The 5,542-nt window shown below is 56.0% G+C and carries 2 tRNA genes and 3 rRNA genes; all 5 read right to left on the bottom strand.

What is annotated here, in order from left to right:
- Window positions 1-54 precede the first annotated feature (54 nt).
- Window positions 55-168: ribosomal RNA gene (gene rrf, locus PKKP23_RS32970) — 5S ribosomal RNA — on the bottom strand.
- 140 nt (window positions 169-308) lie between these two features.
- Window positions 309-3,189: ribosomal RNA gene (locus tag PKKP23_RS32975) — 23S ribosomal RNA — on the bottom strand.
- Between the two features lie 292 nt (window positions 3,190-3,481).
- Window positions 3,482-3,557 (bottom strand) — tRNA-Ala (locus PKKP23_RS32980).
- Window positions 3,558-3,598: 41 nt separating this feature from the next.
- Window positions 3,599-3,675 (bottom strand) — tRNA-Ile (locus tag PKKP23_RS32985).
- A gap of 63 nt (window positions 3,676-3,738) precedes the next feature.
- Window positions 3,739-5,269: ribosomal RNA gene (locus tag PKKP23_RS32990) — 16S ribosomal RNA — on the bottom strand.
- The 16S, 23S and 5S rRNA genes sit together here with 2 tRNA genes alongside, the layout of an rRNA operon.
- Window positions 5,270-5,542 lie beyond the last annotated feature (273 nt).

The raw sequence follows: 5,542 nt of genomic DNA on the forward strand, positions 1-5,542 counted from the left end.
GCCCAAAGCAGAAGACCCCGCCATATGGGTGGCGGGGTCTTTGCGGGGTAAGGAGCCTGACGATTACCTACTTTCACACGGGCAATCCGCACTATCATCGGCGTGGAGTCGTTTCACGGTCCTGTTCGGGATGGGAAGGGGTGGGACCGACTCGCTATGGTCATCAGGCATGACGGGTTGCTGCGTCGCGTGGGCGGGGCCGGAGGCCCGGCTGCGGCGCAGCCAATCGGGAAGCAGCGTATGTAACTGTGGGGTTGTGACTGGGCACAACGCGCAACTGTAGCGGTGTGCTGAAACACACCGGTTATAGGATCAAGCCTTACGGGCAATTAGTACCGGTTAGCTTAACGCATTACTGCGCTTCCACACCCGGCCTATCAACGTCCTGGTCTTGAACGACCCTTCAAGGGGCTCGAAGCCCCGGGGAAGTCTCATCTTGAGGCGAGTTTCCCGCTTAGATGCTTTCAGCGGTTATCTCTTCCGAACATAGCTACCCGGCGATGCCACTGGCGTGACAACCGGTACACCAGAGGTTCGTCCACTCCGGTCCTCTCGTACTAGGAGCAGGCCCCCTCAAACTTCCAGCGCCCACGGCAGATAGGGACCAAACTGTCTCACGACGTTTTAAACCCAGCTCACGTACCTCTTTAAATGGCGAACAGCCATACCCTTGGGACCGGCTACAGCCCCAGGATGAGATGAGCCGACATCGAGGTGCCAAACACCGCCGTCGATATGAACTCTTGGGCGGTATCAGCCTGTTATCCCCAGAGTACCTTTTATCCGTTGAGCGATGGCCCTTCCATACAGAACCACCGGATCACTATGACCTGCTTTCGCACCTGCTCGACTTGTCGGTCTCGCAGTCAAGCACGCTTATGCCATTGCACTATCAGCACGATTTCCGACCGTACCTAGCGTACCTTCGTACTCCTCCGTTACGCTTTGGGAGGAGACCGCCCCAGTCAAACTGCCTGCCATGCACTGTCCCCGATCCGGATTCACGGACCTGGGTTAGAACCTCAAACAAGCCAGGGTGGTATTTCAAGGTTGGCTCCACGCAGACTGGCGTCCACGCTTCACAGCCTCCCACCTATCCTACACAGACCGGTTCAAAGTCCAATGCAAAGCTGCAGTAAAGGTTCATGGGGTCTTTCCGTCTAGCCGCGGGTAGATTGCATCATCACAAACACTTCAACTTCGCTGAGTCTCGGGAGGAGACAGTGTGGCCATCGTTACGCCATTCGTGCAGGTCGGAACTTACCCGACAAGGAATTTCGCTACCTTAGGACCGTTATAGTTACGGCCGCCGTTTACCGGGACTTCAATCAAGAGCTTGCACCCCATCATTTAATCTTCCGGCACCGGGCAGGCGTCACACCCTATACGTCCACTTTCGTGTTTGCAGAGTGCTGTGTTTTTATTAAACAGTCGCAGCCACCAGTTTATTGCAACCCCTTCACCCTTCCGGCGCAGGCCGGTCAAGCTACCAGGGCGTACCTTATCCCGAAGTTACGGTACCAGTTTGCCGAGTTCCTTCTCCCGAGTTCTCTCAAGCGCCTTAGAATACTCATCTCGCCCACCTGTGTCGGTTTGCGGTACGGTCAACGTGAAACTGAAGCTTAGAGGCTTTTCCTGGAACCCCTTCCAGTTGCTTCGCAGCCGAGGCCGCTCGCGCCACACCCTTGAATTGCGTGCCCGGATTTGCCAGGGCACCTTCTCCAATGCAGCGACCGGGACTTCCAACACCCGGACAACCTTCCGCGATCCGTCCCCCCATCGCATTTCACGCCGGTGCAGGAATCTTGACCTGCTTCCCATCAGCTACGCATTTCTGCCTCGCCTTAGGGGCCGACTCACCCTACGCCGATGAACGTTGCGTAGGAAACCTTGGGCTTACGGCGAGGGGGCCTTTCACCCCCTTTATCGCTACTCATGTCAGCATTCGCACTTCCGATACCTCCAGCACACCTTCCGGTGCACCTTCGCAGGCTTACGGAACGCTCTCCTACCATGCGAGCAAGCTCGCATCCGCAGCTTCGGTACATGGCTTAGCCCCGTTACATCTTCCGCGCAGGACGACTCGATCAGTGAGCTATTACGCTTTCTTTAAAGGGTGGCTGCTTCTAAGCCAACCTCCTGACTGTTTTAGCCTTCCCACTTCGTTTCCCACTTAGCCATGTTTGGGGACCTTAGCTGGCGGTCTGGGTTGTTTCCCTCTTGACACCGGACGTTAGCACCCGATGTCTGTCTCCCGTGATTGCACTCTTCGGTATTCGGAGTTTGCTATGGCGAGGTAATCCGCAATGGACCCCTCAACCATGACAGTGCTCTACCCCCGAAGGTGATACACGAGGCACTACCTAAATAGTTTTCGGAGAGAACCAGCTATTTCCAGGTTTGTTTAGCCTTTCACCCCTATCCACAGCTCATCCCCTGACTTTTCAACGTCAGTGGGTTCGGCCCTCCAGTACGTGTTACCGCACCTTCAGCCTGGCCATGGATAGATCACCTGGTTTCGGGTCTACACCCAGCGACTGGACGCCCTGTTCGGACTCGCTTTCGCTACGCCTGCCCTATACGGTTAAGCTCGCCACTGAATGTAAGTCGCTGACCCATTATACAAAAGGTACGCCGTCACCCCTTTCGAGGCTCCGACTGTTTGTATGCATGCGGTTTCAGGATCTGTTTCACTCCCCTCCCGGGGTTCTTTTCGCCTTTCCCTCACGGTACTGGTTCACTATCGGTCGATCACGAGTATTTAGCCTTGGAGGATGGTCCCCCCATCTTCAGACAGGATTTCACGTGTCCCGCCCTACTTGTCGTACACCCAGTTCTTCCAACCTGTTTTCGCCTACGGGGCTATCACCCGCTATGGCCGCACTTTCCAGAGCGTTTGGCTAACAGTTCAGATAAAGAGTACAGGCTGCTCCCATTTCGCTCGCCACTACTCTGGGAATCTCGGTTGATTTCTTTTCCTGCGGCTACTTAGATGTTTCAGTTCGCCGCGTTCGCTTCACATGGCCTATGTATTCAGCCACGGATACTCCAGAAGGAGTGGGTTTCCCCATTCGGACATCTCCGGATCAAAGCTTGTTTGCCAGCTCCCCGGAGCTTTTCGCAGGCTACCGCGTCCTTCATCGCCTGTGATCGCCAAGGCATCCACCACATGCACTTGTTCGCTTGACCCTATAACGGGTGTGTCTCTTCCCACACAGGGAACAGACCTCGACCGCTACAGGTTGAGTTTTAGCGTTGTGCCGTATTCCAATGCCATCCTTCGATGGCCCTGAGATACTTTCGATACAATCACAACCCTGACTGACCTACTCACGCCCATCTCACAAGGCGCTTTCGCATCAGTCAAATTACTGCTGCTTCCTGATTGTTAAAGAACGACAGCGGCATCAACCTCATGCCGTCTGGCTGGCAGTCGCCAGGGCGCAGTACCCGTGTCTCACCGACACTGCGCGCTGGGGACTGGTGGAGGCAGACGGGATCGAACCGACGACCCCCTGCTTGCAAAGCAGGTGCTCTCCCAGCTGAGCTATGCCCCCCTCACCGACTCCTGCAGGGGACTGCCCGTCACAGACAAAGTTGGTGGGTCTGGTTGGATTCGAACCAACGACCCCCGCCTTATCAAGACGGTGCTCTAACCGACTGAGCTACAGACCCCTGAGTCTGTCATTCATACAGCCGACAAGTGTGAGCGCTCTGACTTTGGACGCGCTGCTCTGGAAAGGAGGTGATCCAGCCGCACCTTCCGATACGGCTACCTTGTTACGACTTCACCCCAGTCATGAATCCTGCCGTGGTGACCGTCCTCCTTGCGGTTAGACTAGCCACTTCTGGCAAAACCCACTCCCATGGTGTGACGGGCGGTGTGTACAAGACCCGGGAACGTATTCACCGCGGCATGCTGATCCGCGATTACTAGCGATTCCAGCTTCATGCAGTCGAGTTGCAGACTGCAATCCGGACTACGATCGGTTTTCTGGGATTGGCTCCACCTCGCGGCTTCGCAACCCTCTGTTCCGACCATTGTATGACGTGTGAAGCCCTACCCATAAGGGCCATGAGGACTTGACGTCATCCCCACCTTCCTCCGGTTTGTCACCGGCAGTCTCCCCGGAGTGCTCTTGCGTAGCAACTGGGGACAAGGGTTGCGCTCGTTGCGGGACTTAACCCAACATCTCACGACACGAGCTGACGACAGCCATGCAGCACCTGTGTTACGGCTCCCTTTCGGGCACCCCCGGCTCTCACCAGGGTTCCGTACATGTCAAGGGTAGGTAAGGTTTTTCGCGTTGCATCGAATTAATCCACATCATCCACCGCTTGTGCGGGTCCCCGTCAATTCCTTTGAGTTTTAATCTTGCGACCGTACTCCCCAGGCGGTCAACTTCACGCGTTAGCTACGTTACTAAGGAAATGAATCCCCAACAACCAGTTGACATCGTTTAGGGCGTGGACTACCAGGGTATCTAATCCTGTTTGCTCCCCACGCTTTCGTGCATGAGCGTCAGTATTGGCCCAGGGGGCTGCCTTCGCCATCGGTGTTCCTCCACATCTCTACGCATTTCACTGCTACACGTGGAATTCCACCCCCCTCTGCCATACTCCAGCGCTGCAGTCACCAATGCAGTTCCCAGGTTAAGCCCGGGGATTTCACATCGGTCTTACAGCACCGCCTGCGCACGCTTTACGCCCAGTAATTCCGATTAACGCTCGCACCCTACGTATTACCGCGGCTGCTGGCACGTAGTTAGCCGGTGCTTATTCTTCCGGTACCGTCATCCACCAGGGGTATTGGCCCCGATGATTTCTTTCCGGACAAAAGTGCTTTACAACCCGAAGGCCTTCTTCACACACGCGGCATTGCTGGATCAGGGTTGCCCCCATTGTCCAAAATTCCCCACTGCTGCCTCCCGTAGGAGTCTGGGCCGTGTCTCAGTCCCAGTGTGGCTGGTCGTCCTCTCAGACCAGCTACGGATCGTCGGCTTGGTAGGCCTTTACCCCACCAACTACCTAATCCGCCATCGGCCGCCCCTTGAGCGCGAGGCCCGAAGGTCCCCCGCTTTCCTCCTCAGAGCGTATGCGGTATTAATCCGGCTTTCGCCGGGCTATCCCCCACTCCAGGATACGTTCCGATGTATTACTCACCCGTTCGCCACTCGCCGCCAGGCCGAAGCCCGCGCTGCCGTCCGACTTGCATGTGTAAGGCATGCCGCCAGCGTTCAATCTGAGCCAGGATCAAACTCTTCAGTTCAAACCTGTTACTGTCTCTGTCCGTCTCCGGACAGGTCGCTCAACTCGGTACTGACAGGTCGTGAATTGCTTCACTTCCTATTCCTTACCGTGTGAGACTCTTGATACCTTTGCTTGCCCGGCAACATAACGTCACCGGGGCACGCCGCCATCAAGCGCCCACACTTATCGGCTGTAAGTTTTTAAAGATCGTTCGCACCGTCACCAGAGTCACTTCCCTCCAGCACCGCCTGCGTCGCTGCATCAGCAGCAGAGAAACGAGATTATGAAGACT

This window comes from Paraburkholderia kururiensis JCM 10599 = LMG 19447, assembly GCF_003986935.1.
Taxonomy (GTDB): domain Bacteria; phylum Pseudomonadota; class Gammaproteobacteria; order Burkholderiales; family Burkholderiaceae; genus Paraburkholderia; species Paraburkholderia kururiensis.